This window comes from Mycobacterium sp., assembly GCF_049683355.1.
Lineage (GTDB): Bacteria > Actinomycetota > Actinomycetes > Mycobacteriales > Mycobacteriaceae > Mycobacterium.
In genome coordinates, this window is the sequence record NZ_JBAUJB010000287.1 from 1 (window position 1) to 16,289 (window position 16,289).

Below are 16,289 nucleotides of genomic sequence, written 5' to 3' on the forward strand. Positions count from 1 at the left end.
GCGTCGTTGATCGCGTTCGGGCTGGGGTGGACGATCTTCCGGGTCACCGACTGGCTGAGTCCGCCCGAACCTGTCGGGCTCAAGCTGCTCCGGCCGGTGGACCCGGAACGCGACCACATCCGCGGCAGCAACGCCGCGCCGCTGACACTGGTCAAATACGGCGATTTCGAGTGCCCGTTCTGCAGCCGGGCCACCGGGGCCATCGACGAGGTGCGCGGCCATTTCGGCGACGAGCTGCGCTACGTGTGGCGGCATTTTCCGCTCGAGCGGGCGCACCTCCGCGCCTTCGACGCGGCGCGGGCCAGCGAGGCCGCCGCCCTTCAGGGCCGGTTCTGGGAGATGGCGTGCGAGCTGTTCGAGCATCAGGATGACCTGGAGTGGGCGGACATGTACCGGTACGCGGTGACTGCGGGGTGCGACATCGAGCAGTTCGACCGGGATGTGCGGGTGCACTCGTCGAAGGTGCTGCACCGGGTTAACGACGACGCCGAGGACGCCGAGGAGATGGACCTCAACGCCACGCCGACGCTGTTCGTGAACGGCAAGCGGCACCTCGGGCCGTGGGACGCCGCCAGCCTGATCCGCGCGCTCGAACAGCGGCGGCGCTGAGCCGCAGCGGTCAGACCGTCGCCAGCCAGGACATCGCCGCTCGAGCCCACGCCCACAACCGCTAGCGTGATCGCGTGCTTGCAACTGTCACCAACCTTGTCCGTGGTGCGCTCATGGGAGTAGCCGAAGTCATCCCTGGAGTGAGCGGTGGAACTGTCGCACTCATCGTGGGCATCTACGAGACGCTGATCAATGCGATCGCCAATGTAGTGCTTTCCCTTCGGCAGCTCGTCGGTCTCGGCACGGGGAAAGCCTCTGCGCGTGCCTCCGCCACCACATTCCGTGGTCTCCCTTGGCGAACCCTGATACCTGTGGCGATAGGAATGGTCATCGCGCTCGTTCTCGGAGCCCGATTCCTGGAGCCGCTGCTCGAGGAGCATCCAGTTCAGATGCGGGCGCTGTTCTTCGGACTCGTGATCGCGGGTGTGTACGTGCCTGCTCATATGGTGATCCGTACCTCCCCCGGTGCATGGCGCGCGAAGGACCTGGCTGTCGGGGCCGTGGCCGCGATCTTTTTGTTTTGGCTCACGGGTGTCCCACCAGCGAACATCGGTGACCCGAATCCGATCGTGATCGTACTGGCGGCGGCCGTGGCCATTTGTGCACTCGTGTTGCCCGGGGTCTCCGGTTCGTTCCTCCTGCTGTCCATCGGCATGTACGAGACGACCATCGGCGCTGTCAACAACCGCGACTTCGGCTATATCGCGCTCTTCGGACTCGGCGCCGTCGTCGGTCTCGCATCGTTCGTCACGCTGCTGAGGTGGCTGCTCGCACATCGAGCTCGCATCACCCTCGTCGTCATCACCGGGCTCATGGTGGGGTCGCTTCGGGCGCTCTGGCCGTGGCAGTCGGCGGATCGCGATTTGCTTGCGCCGGCCGCTGACATCTCCATGGTGCTGGTGTTGTTCGCCGCGGGCGTCCTCGCCGTCGCGGGCCTGATCCTCATCGAACGCCGACTGGGAATTTCCGAGGAGCAGACAGACTTCGACTGACATTGGTGCCACCATCGCGGATATCGTCGATCGCATGCCTGAAAGCACCCGCACCCACGCTGCCGTCCAACTCACTGCGGCCGGCGAACCGCTCACTCTCGTCGACGTGGAGACCACTCCGCCCGCCCGGGATCACGTCCGCCTCGACGTCGCCGCGTGCGGCGTCTGTGGAACCGACCGGGAGTTCTACGCAGGCCACTTTCCCGGTCTGCAGTGGCCGCTCACGCTGGGCCACGAGATCGCGGGAACGGTGGCCGAGGTCGGAGACGGTGTCGAGGACTTCGCGGTCGGCGACCGGGTGGCCGTCGGGTGGTTCGGAGGCAACTGCAACCGCTGCGTGCCGTGTCGCAGAGGCGCCTTCATGCAGTGCGAGCGCATGCAGGTGCCGAGCTGGCACTACCCGGGCGGCTACGCGGAGTCGGTGACGGCCCCGGCCACCGCGTTGGCGCGGATTCCGGACGGACTGTCGTTCGTCGAAGCCGCGCCGATGGGCTGCGCAGGAGTGACGACGTTCAACGGATTGCGCGAGACGCGTGCCAAGGCCGGTGATCTGGTCGCGATCCTCGGTGTCGGCGGGTTGGGTCACCTGGGTGTGCAGTGGTCGCGGGCCATGGGGTTCGAGACCGTCGCGATCGCCCGGGGAACCGGCAAGGCCGACGAGGCCGCGCGACTGGGAGCACATCACTACATCGACTCGACCGCGCAGGACGTCGCGGCAGAACTGAAGAAGCTGGGTGGCGCAGCCGTGGTGCTGGCCACCGCGAACAACGCGGCTGCGATGGCCGCGGCCGTCGGTGGCCTCGGCCCGGCAGGGGAGCTGGTCGTAGTCGGCGTCACCGCGGAGAACTTGCCGATCAGCCCGCTCGACCTGATCAACTCCGGGCTGTCGGTGACCGGTCACCCGTCGGGCACCTCTCGCGACGTCGAGGAGACGATGGCGTTCGCGCAGTTGTCCGGCGTGCGGGCGCTCGTCGAGGAGCGTCCGCTGACCCAAGCCGCCGAGGCTTACGCCGCGATGGACTCCGGCCGTGCTCGCTACCGGATGGTGCTGACCGTGTGATGGAGCACTCACCGTCCGGGCTGATCACCAGGGCGTCGGCGCCCATCCACTGAGGCTCGTACCGGTTGACCCGGCACGACCCTCAGCGCAATCTCGGATATGTCCGATACCTGATCGACTACCTAGTCGACCGGAGCCACACCGATGACTGCGACGTCGGTGGATTCATCATCGATGTCTCCGCCGACGGCGGTTTGATAGGCAGTGTTGCCCGGATCGACAACGGGACCACCGACCGCAGGACCATCGATGTCGTAGGTCGCGAGAACCTGGTCCGTGGCGTTTCCCGGATCGATGACCGTCACGTGGGTGACGAATCCGTCTTCTCCCAGGGTCTGCGTGGTCACGTACACGAGCCCGTTGCCGTCGACGGCGACCTGGCTGCCCTCGTTCGGCGGTGCGCCGGCGATTGCGTGATCGATCTGGATCGTGCCCTCCGGGTTGTTCGGATCGACGACCGTCACGCGCGTGGTGTACACGGTGTCGCCGCCGACTTCGGTTTCGGTGGTCACGGCGATGTACGCTCGGCCATCCTGTCCGATGGCCACATTGCTGGTTTGGAAGTCACCGTTGATGATGGTGGGGCCGTTTAGTTCGACGGCGAAGGCAGCGTCGGGATCTTGCGGGTCGATCACGACCAACTGGTAGATCGTGGTGATGTCGGGGAAGTTGGTGTAGTCGCTGACCGTCACACCGGCGTAGATGATGCCGCCTGGTCCGACGATGATCGGTCCGTCCAGTGCGCCCAGTACCTCATAGGTTTCTGGATCGTCGACCTGGTTCAGGTCGATTCTCATTATTTCCGTTGTGGTCTGGAGGCTGGAGAAGTCGTCCCCCTCGATGGATATCGTGGCGGCAGCCTGATAAACGTCGCCGTCGGGCCCGAACGCGACTCCGTTGAACGCGGTACCTGTCATCTCGAATTGCATTGGTACGCCAGGGTTGTCCGGGTCGATTACGACGACGTGGGTGGTCGCGGTGTCGCCGTCTACCGACCACGTCGTGAGATAGATGGAACCGTCCGGCCCGGACACCAAACCGTCAGCCGGCAGCGATCCCGGGCTTTCGGTGACGAAGATCAGCGGATCGTCGGGCGAGGTGATGTCGATTTCGAAGAGCTGCACGCGTTCTTCGGCATCGTCGGACTCTTCGGCCACGTAGGGAGTGCCGCTCAGCTGATTGAACACCACAGGCCCGTCTGCAGCGGTACCTGTCAGGTCGATTGACACTGGGGCAGAGGTGTTCTCCGGGTCGACGACGAGCAGTTGTCCGCCGGTCAACACGTAGGCAGAGCCGTCGGGACTGATGGACACGTCGTCGTCGAAAACGCGGCCGCTGCCGAGCCCCACGGCAGCGAATGTCCCGGGGTTCTGCAGGTCGATCACCAGCAGGTAGCCTGTCTGGCTGTCGTAGTCGAACGTGGTTTGGAAGACGTACCGTTCCGGTGCGAACATCAACCCACTGTCTGCCCCTCCCTCGGCCATGTCGACGACAGTCTCCAGCGCCCCCGATCCATCTGGGTTCAGCGCGTAAACCGACGTGTGCTGGTTTGAGGTTCCGAGGCCGAAGACCACCGATTGATAGGCAGTTCCGTCGGGACCCACCACAACAGGACCTGAAGGATCTCCCGGCAGTTGCGCAGTTCCTTGCAGGGTGGGTGTCGCGTCGGGGGTTGGCAGCGCGGCGATGGGGACGTCGAAGGTGGTGCTGGCGGTGAGTTCGCCGTCGGAGGCCAGCACGGTGAAGCTGGCGGCGCCGTCGGGTTCGCCGAACTCCGGTCGGGTGGCCGGGGTGTAGGTGTAGGTGCCGAGGACGGCGTCGATGGTGACGCTGCCGTTGGCGGGTGGGTCGGTGACGGTGTAGGTGAGGGTGTCGCCGTCGGGGTCGGTGAAGCCCAGTGTGCCGGTGACGACGCCTGTTTCGTCGTCGACGACCGGGGTTCCGGGGGTGCCGGCGACGGGTGCGTTGTTGTCCGGTTCGGGCAGCGCCACGATGGGCAGGCCGATGGTGTTGGTGGCGGTGAGGCCGTCGGGGTCGGTGGCGACCACGGTGAAGGTGGTGGTTTCGTCGGGTTCGCCGAACTCCGGTCGGGTGGCGGGGGTGTAGGTGTAGGTCCCGGCTTGGTTGTCGACGGTGACGGTGCCGTTGTCGGGTTGGTCGGTGACCGTGTAGGTCAGGGGGTCGCCGTCGGGGTCGGTGAAGCCGAGGGTTGCGGTGACCACGCCGGTTTGTTCGTTGATCTGCCAGGGGCCGGACTGTCCGGTTTGTGGTGCCTGGTTGTCGGGTGCCGGCAGCGCGGCGACAGGAACGTCGAAAGTGGTGCTGGCGGTGAGGCCCTCGGGGTCGCTGGCGACGATGGTAAAGGTGGCGGTGCCGTCCGGTTCGCCGAACTCCGGTCGGGTGGCCGGGGTGTAGGTGTAGGTGCCGGCGACGGCGTCAATGGTGACCGCACCGTTGCCGGGTGGGTCGCTGACGGTGTAGGCGAGGGTGTCGCCGTCGGGGTCGGTGAAGCCCAGTGTGCCGGTGACGACGCCTGTTTCGTCGTCGACGACCGGGGTTCCGGGCGCACCGGCGACCGGAGCATTGTTGTCCGGGCTGATGGGCTGGCCGAACGCGATGTTTCCGTCGCCGGGTCCGGTATCAGCGATCAGGTTGTTTCCGATCGCGATCGCGGTGTTGTCGCTACCCGGACCGGCTGTGGCGATCGACTGCGCACCCAGAACGAATGCGTAGTTGTCCTCGCCGATGGCGTTGACCGTATTGGCCCTGCCCACGGAGAGCGCGGTGCTGCCTCCGTCGGCGGTCGCAGCACTGTCGTATCCCTGGATCCGAACGACGCTTCCGGTGTCGACTGAAGTAGCGACGTTGCCGTCGCCATTGATGACGGCAACGCCGTTGGTGGCCTCCGCCGCGTTCCCGTCTCCGTAGACGGCGGCACGGGCCCATTCATCGGCCACAGCGCTGGTGGCGGCGACGTTGTCGTCACCGATCACCCGCGTCGTGGCAGTGCCCCCGCTGGTGCTGCTCGTGGCGAGGGTGTTGTCACCGACGATCCGAGTCGACGCGGTGCCTGCGGAGGCGATGGTGCTGGCCCTGCTGTCGTCCCCGACAATGCGCGCTGCTGCATGACCGTCCATGTCGGCGTCGGCGAGCGCCACACTGCCGTCCCCGTACATCGTGATGCGCGCGTACGAGTCGTTGTGGGCACTGGCTGACGACGAACCGTTGTCGGCATTCATCGTGATGCTGGCACGAGATCCGCCTGCGGCGGTTGCGATGGCGTCGCTGCCAGTGCCGGTGAGCTGTATGGATGCGGTGCCGTCTTCTGCGATTGCGGTCGCACTGCTGTTGTCGCCGTTGAGGTAGACGGAGACGCGTCCGTTCTCGCTGGCGAGCAGCACCGAGTTGGTGTCGCCGTATACGGTCGCGTCGTTGCGTGCACCTGTGCTTGCGACGACGTTGCCGGCGCCGCGCACCCGTGCCGTCGAGTAGTTTCCGTCCGACACGTCGACGGTGTTCTCGTCGCCGTAGGCGCGCGCGGCGTTGAACGCACCGGCGGTGGCCGTGGCGGTGCTGTCGTCACCGTTCACGCGGGCCTTGTTGAAGTTGCCGTCCGCGGTGGCGCTGCCGTCGTCACCGTCCACGATGGCCATGCTGAACAGGCCGGTGGCGGTCGCGGTGCTGTTGGCGCCCCACGCGATGGCCAGTGAGCCGAAGCCCTCCGAGGTGGCCATCGCGGTGCCGCGCTGCACCAGTGACACCCCACCGATCGAGATGCTGACGTCCTGATAGGTGGCCTCGATCTCGCGGCGCACCCAGGCCAGCACGGCCAACAGGCCCGGAGAGGGCGCCGGCGCTGCGGGCGCGGGATTGGGAGCCGCGAACGGTGCGAGGGCCGTGGACAGCATGGTGGTGGCCACGCTGATGAAGGTGCCGGGTTGAGCCTGAAGCGCCTTGGCCGGCGCCTCGTCCACCACCGTGGTCGCATCGTCGGCGGGCGCCGCTGCTGCGGTGAAGGTGTCGGCGGGCGCGCTCGAGCGTGACGTCTCGGGCATGGCGGCCTCGGCGGGGGCGGCGGCTGGGGTGTCCGTTGATTCGGGTGTCTCGACGAGTGCCGGTGTGGCAGCGCGTGCAGGGCGCTTGGTTTGGCTGGTGGGTGTGGTGACGGCCGCGGGGGCCGGATCGCGCTTCGTGGGGGCGGGTGTCGGTGCGGGCTCAGCCGGCGCATCGGCGTCTTCGTCGACGGGTTCGGGCTCGTCCTGCTCATCGGTATCGGACTCGTCGTCGGCAGGCGTGTCGGTCTCGTCCAGATCGGTGGCGGTGTCGCGGTCATCGTCCGACTCGGTGTCGGTGTCGGTCGAGTCGTCGTCCTCGGACTCGTTGTCCGAGGAGTCGGTTTCGCGGGAGGACGCATTGTCCGACTCGCGCGTCGACGACTTGGACGAACCGGACGACGAGTCCGACGACGACGAGTCCGACGAAGACGAGCCGGCCGAATTCGAGCCGGATGACGAACCCGACGAGCTGGATCCACTGGAGGAGTCGGCCAAGGCGACGCCGGGGATGGTCGCTGCTGCCATCCCCAGGCCGAGCGCTACCGCTAATCCGCCAACTCGTGACACATACTTCGCCGACTCCATGTGATTGCCTTCCCGAACGGTGCCTGATGGTCACTTGACGCTAGGTCCGGGGCGGCAGGAGCGAATCGGGGGAAACCCTATGTATTGACCCTCGCGCAAGTGGCGCGAAGTGTGGTGACGAGCCACCTACTTTTTCGGTCGGCCGATGTGTCGTCCCAGTTCTGCTCGGGAACGGATGCCCAACTTGCGGTACACCCTGGCCAGGTTGGCCTCGACGGTTTTCGGGCTGATGAACAGCGCCGCCGCGACATCACGATTGGTCTTGCCGGTGGCCGCGAGTTCCGCTACCCGCTGCTCGGAGGCCGTCAGCGCTGCGGCCCCGGCCGCGCCCATCTCGGTTCTCGTCAACTCCTCCCGGGCGCGTTCGGCCCACAGCGGGGTGCCCAGTCGAATGAAGACTTCAAGGCTCTGGCGGACGGCGACAGCAGCCGACTCCCGCTGGCGTTGGCGGCGTAGCAGCTTTCCCAGCACGAGCTGGGTTCGGGCCTGTTCGAAGGGCATCGGCAGTTGCTGATGGGCCACAAGCGCCCGTTCCGCGGCCTCCGTGGCGGACCCGGTATCGCCGCGCGCCGCGAGCAACAAACTGCGGCAGCGGCCACCACTGGCCACCAGCCACGGTCGTGCGAGCCGTTGGCCGTGCTCCTCGAGGTGGAGGACCAACTTCTCGGCATCGTCGAGGTGGCCAGCTCGATCATCGCCTCTGCGGTATCCGGAAGAAACGGTGCGGTGATGATTTCCGGCCCGAGCGGTGTGGCCAGAATCGACAGTGCAGGCTCGAGAGTCTCAAGCGCTGCCCGATGGTCACGCAGCGACAGCTCGAGAAAGCCGATGATCGACGTCGGCCAGATCGCCAGCGTTATCGACCCACAACGCTTACTGGTGGCGAGGGCAGCTTCTGCGTCAGCACGCGCCGCTCGTTCGTCCCCGCTGTAGGCCGACAATGCGGCACGCATCGTGAGCGCCATACCCTGTGCGAGGTCGCCCCCCAGTTGCAACGACCTCTCCATGGCGTCCTCGGCAAGGGTTCTGGCGCTGTTCATATCGCCGCGCCAAAGCTCGACGAGGAAGCTGTTGAATGTGACCGGGAGTAGTTCGATCTCCTCGCCCCGTTCGATGCAACGCCTTCGGATCGATCGCAACTCGTCTTGGCTGTCTTCCAGATGCCCTGTCCATGCCTGCAAGACGGCGTGGTGCAGACTCGGTCGGAACGGGGCGGGGATGTCCGAGTCGCCCTCCGACTCCAACTTCATGGCGCGATGCAGGCTCTTCTCGTCGACACCGGCGCCCAGCAGGAAGTGGATGTGGACGTGCATCGCCAGGGCTTGACACCACAGCGGCGGGTACCCGAGTTGCTCGGCGTGGGCGGTTGCGTCGTTCACAGTTGACACGGCGGCCTCGATGTGACCGCCGTTGAACAGCGCCCAGGCCAGCGTGATCAGAATCTGCGTGCGCTGGCGCAGGTTGTCACCGGACTCACTCAGTGCACGCTCCAACAGGGTGGCAGCCTCGAGGAAATGGTCGTCGAAAAGACGGACGGTTGCCAGCTGCGCGTAGGCCTTCGACCGCAGTTCGCCTGGCGCCAACGCCTCGACTGCGCGCTCCAGCAGCGCACCCGCTCTTGTGGAGTCACCGGCGTCGAGGTGACATGCTGCCGACCGGATCCGCCGCTGTGGCGTGTCACCGCCGAGGTTCATCGCCATGTCGAGTAGTTCAGCCGCGGCTGCCGCGGCGCCCCGTGCCCGAGCTGCGCGGGCGGCGTCATCGAGACGCCGCAGTGTTCGTGCATCTGCGACCGTCGTCGCCAGTGCCAGATGGCGGGCCTCGAGCTCGAGGTTGTCGACGATGTCTGCAAAACGGCGGTGCATGGCCCGGCGCCTCGCCGGTGTAGCGGCGGCATACACACCCCGCGCCAGCAGCGGATGTGAGAACCGCACTCGATGGCCGTCGATGGTGACGATGCGATCACCTTCAGCTCGCTCGAGGAGTCGGACAACGTCCTCGACGTCGGCGTCGGTGGCGTGGGCAACGGTCGCGATGGTGGGGGCGCCGACACACGCCACCACCAACAATGTGGAGCGCACGTCCTCGGGCAGTCCACCGATCCGGGCTTGCACCAACTCGGTCAGGCTGCCGGGAAGCGGGCTCGCCGAGCCGGGCGCCGCCATTGCCAGGGCGCGTCCCAATTCGAGGGCGAAAAAGGGGTTACCCTCGGAGATCTCGGCGATATCGACCATCACCGGTCGAGCGAATGACCTCCCCAGACGTTCTGCGAGTACGGCGTGCAGACCGCCGAGGCTCATCGGCCCCACAGTGAGGACGCACGTCGATTCCGGTCTGAACAGCTGCAGCAACGACGACGCCCGCGCTCCTTCTGCTCCGGTCCGCTCGGTGACGAGCAGGCCTGCCCGGCAGGACAGTCGTCGCGCTGCGAAGACCAGCACCCGCTTACTCGACGGATCGAGCCACTGCACGTCGTCGACAGCGATCAGAACAGGTGAGTCGGCTGCCAGTCTTTCCACGACGGCCAAGAAGCCCGCGCACACCGCTCGGGCGTCGTCGCCGGCTTCCCCGCCGTCTTCGGTTCGCAGGAGCACCCGGTCCAGTGCGTGCCGTTGCGACTCGGGCAGTGTCGTGAATGCGGCGTCGTCGAGTTCGCTCAGAAGATCCGCCAGCGCACCGTAGCTGAGCACGGACTCGGTCGGCGAGGTTCTGGCCGCAAGGACTCGATAGTTGCGCGCGCGTGTTCGAGTGCAACGAGCCATACGGTGGTTTTGCCGATGCCGGCCTCGCCCTCCAGGAACAGCGCTGACGGTGAGATAGCCGCCCGATCGAGGAAGGTGACGATCGCGCGCGTCTCGGTCGTGCGACCGACCGCACCCGAGACCATGACCCCATGCTTGCGGGGGGACCGGCGATTGTCCACCCGCTCGCGCAGGACTTTGCCGAAACTCCAGTGTCCGGTGCGCGGCCGCCCCGCAGATCGGCGACGGCGCACCCTGGCCGGCGATTCTTGCGATACTGGTCGGACTTGCACGTGCAGATGCCGAGAGGAACCCGTCATGCCCATCGCCACGCCCGAGGTCTACGCCGAGATGCTGGGTCGTGCCAAGGAGCACTCCTTCGCGTTCCCTGCCATCAACTGCGTCGGCTCCGAGAGCGTCAACGCCGCGATCAAGGGTTTTGCGGATGCCGGTTCCGACGGCATCATCCAATTCTCCACCGGAGGTGCCGAATTCGCGTCCGGTCTGGGGATCAAGGAGATGGTCACCGGCGCCGTTGCTCTCGCCGAGTTCGCGCACGTCGTCGCCGCCAAGTACGACATCACCGTCGCGTTGCACACCGACCACTGCCCGAAGGACAAGCTCGACACCTACGTCAGGCCGCTGTTGGCGATCTCCGCCGAGCGCGTCGCCAAGGGCCGCAACCCGCTGTTCCAGTCGCACATGTGGGACGGCTCGGCGGTGCCGATCGACGAGAACCTGTCGCTCGCGCAGGAACTTCTCAAGCAGGCATCCGCTGCCAAGATCGTCCTGGAGATCGAGATCGGCGTCGTGGGCGGCGAAGAGGACGGCGTCGAGGCCGAGATCAACGACAAGCTGTACACCACGGCCGAGGACTTCGAGAAGACGATCGAGGCGCTCGGCGCAGGTGAGCACGGCAAGTACCTGCTGGCCGCCACCTTCGGCAATGTGCACGGTGTCTACAAGCCGGGCAACGTCAAGCTCAAGCCGGAGATCCTGGCCGAGGGTCAGAGGGTCGCAACGGCCAAGCTCGGCCTCCCCGAGGGGTCCAAGCCCTTCGACTTCGTCTTCCACGGCGGCTCGGGCTCGCTGAAGTCCGAGATCGAGGATTCGCTGAACTACGGCGTGGTGAAGATGAACGTCGACACCGACACCCAGTACGCGTTCACCCGGCCGATCGTCGGACACATGTTCAGCAACTACGACGGCGTGCTCAAGGTCGACGGAGAGGTCGGCAACAAGAAGGTCTACGACCCGCGCAGCTACTTCAAAAAGGCCGAGGCCGGGATGAGCGAGCGTGTCGTCGAGGCGTGCAACGACCTGCACAGCGCTGGTCGCAGCGTCACGGCCTAGCTGGCAGGAGCCTGGCAGATCTTCCACTGGTCGTCGCGGAACTCCAGATCGAAGCTTCGCGTCGAGCGGGTCTGCGGCGCGTACGCCATGAAGGTGGTGACGTTGGCCTCCGCGTGGTCGCCGTTGACCACCACCTGATCGATGCTGGCGACCACCGGGTACTGCTTGGCCGCGGCCACCCGGGAGTGCGTGTCGGCCCAGGCCTGCTCCTCGTAGCGGACGTAGCTGTCGCGGGTGGCCCCGCAGGTGATGCTGCGCAGCGTGGACAGGTCGCCGTTCTGCACGGCGATGTCGAACTCCTCGATCGTGGAACGGACCATGTCCTCCTGGGACACCGCCGGTGTCGACGTGCGGGTCAGAAGGATGGTTCCGAGGATCGCGATGGCCGCCAGTGCCGCGATGACCAGCACGATCGCCACCACCCAACCCCAGCTGCGGCTCTTCTGCGGCGGCTTGGGCGGCTCACCGCCACGGGGCGGAATCATCTGGGGGGCAACAGGCTTGGAAGCGGCGAACACCTCGGTGGCCGGCTCGTTGGGCCGGTCGATGATCTGCGTCGACCCGGCGTCGAACCCGGACGGCGCGGTGAAGCGCCGCTCACCGGGTTGCTCCTCCGACGTCTGGTCCTGGGCCCCCGGGTCGGCGGGTGCCATGACCTCGGTGGCGGGCTCGTGGTCGTGACCCGGTTCCGGCAGGATCTCCGTCTCGGCTTCTGCGGCTGCCGGTGGCGCATCGTCACCGGCTTGCTCAGCGGCGTCGGTGGTCTCGTCCGGTTGGTCAGGCCCTGTGGGGTTCGACATCCCTGCTGAAATCCTCCCTGGTCCTTCCCTGGCTGATGCTAGGGCGAAGCTTAGCCATCCGCGGTGACGCGCGCCCACGGCCGCACTGCACAATGGGTCCATGACTCGGATGGGCGATCTTCTCGGACCGGAACCAGTATTGCTGCCCGGTGACCCCGCGGCCGAGGCCGAACTGGACGCCGCGGAGAACCCGGCCATCGTGGCCGCGGCACATCCGACGGCGTCGATAGCGTGGGCGCTGCTGGCCGAGGATGCGCTGCGCGACGACAAGGCGGTGACCGCATACGCCTACGCTCGTACCGGGTACCACCGCGGGCTCGATCAACTCCGTCGCAACGGGTGGAAGGGCTTCGGTCCGGTGCCGTTCTTCCACGAACCCAACCGTGGCTTCCTGCGGTGCGTCGCGGCGCTGGCCCGTGCGGCCGATGCGATCGGGGAGACCCCGGAGTATCAGCGGTGCCTGGACCTGCTCGACGATTGCGATCCGTCCGCCCGAGGGCAACTCGGACTGCCCTGACCCGATCCGGCTACCGGTTGTTGGTTTCGCACTCACAGTCCGCGGCGGCATCGGGCGGTTCCACCTGGACCGTCGCGTGGTCGAGGCCGCGTGCGGTCAGCACGGCACGGGCGTCGTCGAGCACTCGCGCGGAGTCTCGCCCGCTCGTCAGGTGCGCGGTCACCATGTCCTTGCCCGGTACCAGCGTCCACACGTGCAGATCGTGGACTTCGGTGACACCTTCGACGCGGCAGAGGGCGGTGCGTAACTCCTCCACGTCGATGTGGCTCGGCGACGTCTCGGACAGGATCCGCAACGCGGCCCGGGCCAGGGAGATGGCCCGCGGGAGCACCCACAGCGCCACCAGCACGGCGACGACGACATCGGCGTACGGCCACGACGTCGTCACCGTGACGATGCCGGCGATCAGCACCCCGATGCTGCCGACGGTGTCGGCGAGGACCTCCATGTAGGCGCCCTTGACCGCGAGGCTGTCCTTGGACTGGGACCGCAACAGGGCCACCACGGCGACGTTGGCCAGCAGTCCCGCGAGCGCGACGACGATCATCGGCACGCCCGGGATCTCCGGAGCGTCGCCGAGTCGCTCGAACGCCTCGTAAAGGATGAAGCCGGCCATTCCGAGCAGCAGCGCGGCGTTGGTCACCGCGGTGAAGACCTCGGCGCGGTGCCAACCGTAGGTCCGCGACGGGGAGGCACTGCCCCGCTTGGCCAGCAGCACCGCCGTCAGTCCCATGAACATCGCCACCAGGTCGGTGAGCATGTGGCCCGCGTCGGCCAGCAACGCGATCGAGTTGATGGCCAGCGCTGTGGTCAGTTCGACGACGAAGAAGATCGACAGGATGCCCGCGGCGAGCAGCATCCGGGAGACACGGGTGTCGGCATGTCCGTGATCGTGTCCCGCACCCATGGGCAGAAATATATGCAGAAAGTCGCATATATGACAAGCCCGGCTGGTCGTCGCGATCCGCGGGCACTCGGTAGCATCCGTGAGTGGCGCAAACCTGGGAGTCTCCTGTGTACTACTTGGTCGCCACGGCAGGTTTTCCGAACTACGGCGACGAGCTGATCCTGGACGGCTGGCTGCGTCACCTCCGGGATGTCGCACCGAACGCCGAGGTCTGGGTCGACACGCCCTCCCCCGGGCCCACCCAGCTGCTGTTCGGGGAGGCGCATCCGCGGGTGCGGTTCGTCGACACGCTGTGGCGGCTGTGCTGGGAAGCGCCGTCCGACGACCCGTGGGACGTCGCGGCCTGGGTGCAGCACGCCGTCGCCAACCCCGGTATGGCACCCCGCTGGCACCAGGGCGTCGCGCTGCTGCACCGGCTCGACGCCGTCCACGTCGTGGGCGGCGGGTACGTCAATGCGATCTGGCCGCGGCACATCGGTCTGCTGGCGGGCGCTGCTGCGGCGGCTCGCCGTTCGGGGGCACGCGCGGCGATGACGGGGCAGGGCCTGACGCCGGCGCCCCCGGGCGCCGCGCCGCTGCTCGATGCACTGGCGCAGCGTTTCGACGTCGTCGACGTGCGCGACGCGGAGTCCGCTGAGCTGCTGGGCGTCGAGCTCGGCGTCGACGACGCGTTCCTGGGACTCGGGCAGCACCGGGTGTGCCGTCCGCAGGATGTCTGGCCGGACTCCCGGTCGCCGGAGGTGATGGTGTGCCTGCAGTCGGACATGAACGACGCCGGCACCGGGGCGGTCGCCGGAGCCGCGTTGTCGATGCTGCGTCAATGGCACGTTGGCGCCGAGGACGTCTGCGTCGTGGAGGGCATCCCGCGCGTCGACCGGGAGGTGTACGCGCTGATCGAGCATGAACTGCCCGGCGCGCGCTTCCTGCCGTTCGTCGACGTCTGGGCGGCGGGCCTGCCGGTGGCGGCCGCCCAGACGTGGATCTCCACCCGGTTCCATCCGCACCTGCTGGCCGCCGCGGCCGGGGCGGCCGGTGTGGCGATCTCGATCAGCCCGGACTACTACGCCACCAAACACCGGTCGCTGATCACCCTGGGATCAGGCTGGACGCTGATGGAGGATCTGGGCAAGGTGCCGGAACGCCCGACCGCCGGTGGGTTCGCACCGGAGACCGTGCACCGGCTGAGCCGGCAGAAGCGCGCCGTGGCCGAGGCTCTGTACGGCTAGTCCCCGGCTACAGCCAGGCCGACCAGAACCTGGTCAGCTGGCTGCCGACCGACGACAGCGCGGAAGGCACCCCCGACAGGTCGAAGAGCCAGTACACCCCCGAGAAGAACCACTGGTTGAGCCCCGGCGAGATCAGCAGGATCAGCAGGATGACAAAGCCCCACTGTTTGGCCGGCTGCACCGCGCGCTGTGTCTCGGCGCTCAGGTGCGGCTCCAGCGCTCCGTAACCGTCGAGGCCCGGGATGGGCAGCATGTTGAGCAGCAGCGCGGTGATCTGGAGGAAACCCAGGAAGGCCACGCCCGCCCAGAACACGGAATGCGCCGGGTCGTACAACAGCCGGATCAGCGCGAGCAGCAGCACCGCGAAACCCAGGTTGACGGCTGGGCCCGCCAGGCTGACCAGCGTCTTCTGTCGGCGTGTCATGGACGCCGTCTGCACGTAGACCGCACCACCGGGCAGTCCGATGCCGCCGAGCGCGATGAACAGCACCGGCAGTCCCAGCGACAGCAGCGGATGGGAGTACTTCAGCGGGTTGAGCGTGAGGTATCCGCGCACGGCGACGTCGCGGTCGCCGAACCGCCACGCGGTGTAGGCGTGACCGAACTCGTGCAGACACAGCGACACCAGCCAGCCGAAGATGACGAACACGAAGACACCGACGTAGGCGATCGGCCGGACCTGCTGCGCCGAATACCACGCCACAGCCCCACCGGCGGCGGTGACCGCGACGACGGCCAGAAAGACCGGACTGGGGCGCACCGACTGGTGAAGTGGGCGAATGCTCACCTCATGAAGCTACCCGCAGCCAACCCTCGGTATGGCGGTAGAAGGTGGAGCGCCGCACCGGCCGCGGCGCCGGCTTCCCGTCGCGGACCACCAGCGCGCCGGTGGTCCCCAGCTGGGCGGCCCGCCCCGCCACCCAGCGATTCGGCCGCATCCGGCCCGACAGCAGGCAGGCACGAAGTCCGGGCATCACGGCGGTCGGCTCGATCCGCACCCCCGTCACCTCCCCGTCGAAGAGCACCTCGTCGTCGACCACCGCCTCGCCGCGGATCGTGTGGGCGTCCTGCTGCGGCAGCCAGTAGGCCGACGCGGTGACGACGGTGCCGGTCTCGTCGCGGATCAGCGGAACCCGGTTCGCGGCACCGGTCAGCGCCCGCCGTCCCTGCCACCACCGCGGCGCATGGGCCACCTCGATGTCGAGCCGGTCGGCGCGAAGCAGCCGCGTCAACACCGACGCCAGATCGGCGTGTGAACCGACCACGACGATGCGGCGGCAGTCGGGGTCACGGTTGATGACGGCGTCGGCGTCGACGACGGGAAGACCGCGCAGCGACCGAGGGATCCGGCGCCCGCCGAAGCCCAGAACCGCGACTTGCGATGCGTCCAATCTGCTCCTCGTAAACGGGGCTCGATCAGGTCGGATAGGGTGGCTCACCGGCT

The 16,289-nt window shown here is 67.3% G+C and carries 13 protein-coding genes; 6 read left to right on the forward strand and 7 right to left on the reverse strand.

The window, feature by feature from the left end; translation table 11 throughout:
* The 3 genes from WA944_RS16695 to WA944_RS16705 form a co-directional block, all read left to right on the forward strand.
* The coding region (locus WA944_RS16695; protein ID WP_526647156.1) for a DsbA family protein at window positions 1-609 on the forward strand (609 nt) is incomplete at its 5' end.
* Window positions 610-722: 113 nt separating this feature from the next.
* Window positions 723-1,601, forward strand: a complete 879-nt coding sequence (locus WA944_RS16700) for an undecaprenyl phosphate translocase family protein (protein WP_526370805.1) — start codon at window positions 723-725, stop codon at window positions 1,599-1,601.
* Between the two features lie 34 nt (window positions 1,602-1,635).
* On the forward strand, window positions 1,636-2,661 hold the full coding sequence (locus tag WA944_RS16705; protein ID WP_526647157.1) for an alcohol dehydrogenase catalytic domain-containing protein: 1,026 nt from the start codon (window positions 1,636-1,638) through the stop codon (window positions 2,659-2,661).
* A gap of 122 nt (window positions 2,662-2,783) precedes the next feature.
* Here the strand turns inward: WA944_RS16705 and WA944_RS16710 are convergent, their stop codons facing one another.
* The 3 genes from WA944_RS16710 to WA944_RS16720 form a co-directional block, all read right to left on the reverse strand.
* Window positions 2,784-7,301, reverse strand: a complete 4,518-nt coding sequence (locus tag WA944_RS16710) for a beta strand repeat-containing protein (RefSeq protein WP_526370801.1) — start codon at window positions 7,299-7,301, stop codon at window positions 2,784-2,786.
* 126 nt (window positions 7,302-7,427) lie between these two features.
* Window positions 7,428-7,649 carry a helix-turn-helix domain-containing protein gene (locus WA944_RS16715; RefSeq protein WP_526370799.1) on the reverse strand — a complete coding sequence of 74 codons (222 nt, stop codon included), beginning with the start codon at window positions 7,647-7,649 and terminating at the stop codon, window positions 7,428-7,430.
* Window positions 7,646-9,991: an ATP-binding protein gene (locus WA944_RS16720; RefSeq protein ID WP_526370797.1), complete on the reverse strand. Its 2,346-nt coding sequence runs from the start codon at window positions 9,989-9,991 to the stop codon at window positions 7,646-7,648. Before WA944_RS16720 ends, WA944_RS16715 begins: the two co-directional genes overlap by 4 nt.
* Window positions 9,992-10,360: 369 nt before the next feature.
* Here WA944_RS16720 and fbaA point away from each other — a divergent pair, with 369 nt between their 5' ends.
* A complete protein-coding gene (gene fbaA / locus WA944_RS16725) occupies window positions 10,361-11,395 on the forward strand; it encodes a class II fructose-bisphosphate aldolase (protein WP_526370795.1) in 1,035 nt (344 codons plus the stop codon).
* Here fbaA and WA944_RS16730 read toward each other — a convergent pair.
* Window positions 11,392-12,195, reverse strand: coding sequence for an Rv0361 family membrane protein (locus WA944_RS16730; RefSeq protein ID WP_526370793.1), 804 nt, complete (start codon window positions 12,193-12,195; stop codon window positions 11,392-11,394). The genes fbaA and WA944_RS16730 overlap by 4 nt on opposite strands.
* A gap of 100 nt (window positions 12,196-12,295) precedes the next feature.
* Between WA944_RS16730 and WA944_RS16735 the strand changes: the two genes are divergently transcribed.
* On the forward strand, window positions 12,296-12,712 hold the full coding sequence (locus WA944_RS16735) for a DUF3151 family protein (RefSeq protein WP_526375378.1): 417 nt from the start codon (window positions 12,296-12,298) through the stop codon (window positions 12,710-12,712).
* 10 nt (window positions 12,713-12,722) lie between these two features.
* Here WA944_RS16735 and WA944_RS16740 read toward each other — a convergent pair whose 3' ends face one another.
* On the reverse strand, window positions 12,723-13,619 hold the full coding sequence (locus tag WA944_RS16740; protein ID WP_526375376.1) for a cation diffusion facilitator family transporter: 897 nt from the start codon (window positions 13,617-13,619) through the stop codon (window positions 12,723-12,725).
* A gap of 83 nt (window positions 13,620-13,702) precedes the next feature.
* On the opposite strand from WA944_RS16740, the gene WA944_RS16745 reads away from it, so the two are divergent.
* Window positions 13,703-14,845 (forward strand): polysaccharide pyruvyl transferase family protein, encoded by a 1,143-nt coding sequence (locus tag WA944_RS16745; protein ID WP_526647158.1) that lies wholly within the window; start codon window positions 13,703-13,705, stop codon window positions 14,843-14,845.
* Between the two features lie 7 nt (window positions 14,846-14,852).
* On the opposite strand, the gene WA944_RS16750 is transcribed toward WA944_RS16745, so the two are convergent.
* Both WA944_RS16750 and WA944_RS16755 read right to left on the reverse strand, forming a co-directional pair.
* The gene (locus WA944_RS16750) at window positions 14,853-15,632 is read right to left on the reverse strand and encodes a site-2 protease family protein (protein WP_526609014.1); all 780 of its coding nucleotides are present in this window, start codon (window positions 15,630-15,632) and stop codon (window positions 14,853-14,855) included.
* A gap of 1 nt (window position 15,633) precedes the next feature.
* Window positions 15,634-16,236: a peptidase M50 gene (locus tag WA944_RS16755; protein ID WP_526374253.1), complete on the reverse strand. Its 603-nt coding sequence runs from the start codon at window positions 16,234-16,236 to the stop codon at window positions 15,634-15,636.
* Between the last annotated feature and the right edge of the window lie 53 nt (window positions 16,237-16,289).